At 40.3% G+C, this 931-nt stretch carries 2 rRNA genes; both read left to right on the top strand.

Features of this window, described 5'->3' with window-relative positions:
* Positions 1 to 80, top strand: a 16S ribosomal RNA gene (locus WY13_RS15565); the annotation flags it as partial.
* 503 nt (positions 81 to 583) lie between these two features.
* Positions 584 to 931 (top strand): 23S ribosomal RNA (locus WY13_RS15560); the annotation flags it as partial.

Raw genomic sequence — 931 nt, 5'->3', positions numbered from 1 at the left:
GGCCGAAGGTGGGGTTAGTAATTGGGGTGAAGTCGTAACAAGGTAGCCGTAGGAGAACCTGCGGCTGGATCACCTCCTTTCTAGGGAGTCGAAAGATAGAGTATAATCTATCTTATAAATTGATGGTTTAAGTAAGTTGAAACTTAAAAATTGATAGTAACGAGTATATCAAGGAAAAACATGAGCGAGGAACAGAGTTTACTTATGTAAATGAGTACCACAGCGAATGATTTTGACGAAGATATACGAAGTTAATAGCAATTTTTCACTCTGTTTAATTTTGAAGGATCATAGATTCTTCTTTCAGTTTACAGCCAATTAGGAATGTAAATTGAAAAATTGTCCTTTGAAAATTGCACAGTAAATAAGAAATGAAGTAAAGCTAAGGTTATAATATAACCTTTGTAGTAGATGTATATCATTTTAAAGATTTAAGATGATATATGAAACTAAGAAAATTGGCAGTAACGAGTACAGCAAGGAAAAGACCGAATGAGGAGTGGAGTTTACTTATGTAAATGAGCACCGGAATGAGGTATTTGACGAAGCTGGACGAAGTTAATGACGATTTTCGATAATGAAAGGTCAAGCTACAAAGGGCGCATGGAGGATGCCTTGGCACCAGGAGCCTAAGAAGGACGCGATAAGCTGCGAAAAGCTCTGGGTAGGCGCAAATAGCCAGAGAACCAGAGATATCCGAATGGGGAAACCCACCTAGATAACGCTAGGTACTGCAAACTGAATACATAGGTTTGTAGAGGCAAACCCGGGGAACTGAAACATCTAAGTACCCGGAGGAAGAGAAAGAAACATCGATTTCCTAAGTAGCGGCGAGCGAACGGGAAAGAGCCCAAACCAGGAACTTGTTCCTGGGGTTGCGGATAGGTCATAAATACTGTGAAGTGTTAATTGAAGAGAGCTGGAAGGCTCC

Origin of the sequence: Clostridium ljungdahlii, assembly GCF_001636845.1 — a bacterium.
Lineage (GTDB): Bacteria > Bacillota > Clostridia > Clostridiales > Clostridiaceae > Clostridium_B > Clostridium_B ljungdahlii_A.
The sequence above is the reverse complement of the archived record's forward strand: the minus strand, read 5'-3'. Positions and strand labels throughout refer to the sequence as shown.